Below are 952 nucleotides of genomic sequence, written 5' to 3' on the forward strand. Positions count from 1 at the left end.
CTAGGATGCCGCTGATGTAGTGCCCTTTGGTGGGCTGGTGTCGATGGCGTTCGAATCCTGACCCCTGGCGGCATGTGAAGTTGACCCCCTGGGTGCCTGGTTGGTGGCCGGGTCAGGCGATCGCCCAGCCGGTGGCACCGTGGTGGAGGCCCAGGGTGGCCAGTCGGGCGAGGTTGATGGCGCCGGCTCGGGCCAAGATGTCGGTCATGATGCGTTTGTGTCCGCGGCAGCGGGCTTTTCGGCCGCCCCAGGGGCGGTGGGTGAAGTGGCTGATCTTGCGCTCCACCACGGGCCGATATGTTCGGTAGTCCTGCTGCCAACCCGGATCCTGTTGGCGCGCTTTGGCGTGCTGCAGCGCGGCTTCGTGGGGGTGGATGCTGATCACCCGCCCCCGACGCGACTTCGTGCACTGCGCCCGCAACGGACACGACTGACACAGCACACCGAAGCGCGCCACGCGGTGACGCAGGCCAGCGCGGATGCTCACGGTGTGATCAGCCGGGCAGGTGACGGTGCCGCTGGCCAGATCAATCCTGAACCGGTCTTTGGAATAGCCGTTGGCGTTGCGTACCGCAGGCACTTTGGCGCGCATGTCATGACCCCGCGCCGTCTGCTCATTCAGCGTGGCCCCGCCGGCATAGGCCGAATCCCCATAGACCTCAAAACCTTTCGACCCCGAATCATGCTGCGAGTCGCTACCGTCATCCTCGGCGTTGTCGGCGTTGTCGGCGTTGTCGGCGTTGTCGGCGTTGTCGGCGTTGTCGGCGTTGTCGGCGTTGTCGGCGTTGTCGGCGGCAGGTGCGCCCGTGGTGGGTTCGTCGAGCAGCTCGTCGATGACCTCGCGGTCGGCGGTGTTGGCCGCGGTGACGGCCACATTGGTGATCAGTTCCTCGTCGGGATCCACGCTGAGGTGGCTCTTGTAGCCGTCGAAGGTGCGGGCCCGTGACTTGTG

General features: G+C 66.1%; 1 protein-coding gene. It reads right to left on the reverse strand.

Features of this window, described 5'->3' with window-relative positions; genetic code table 11:
* Positions 1–112 precede the first annotated feature (112 nt).
* Positions 113–952 (reverse strand): transposase (locus AC5Y49_RS24745; RefSeq protein ID WP_499892011.1); only part of this gene is annotated, 840 nt, incomplete at its 5' end.

It is taken from the genome of Mycobacterium sp. NGS62 (assembly GCF_059812285.1).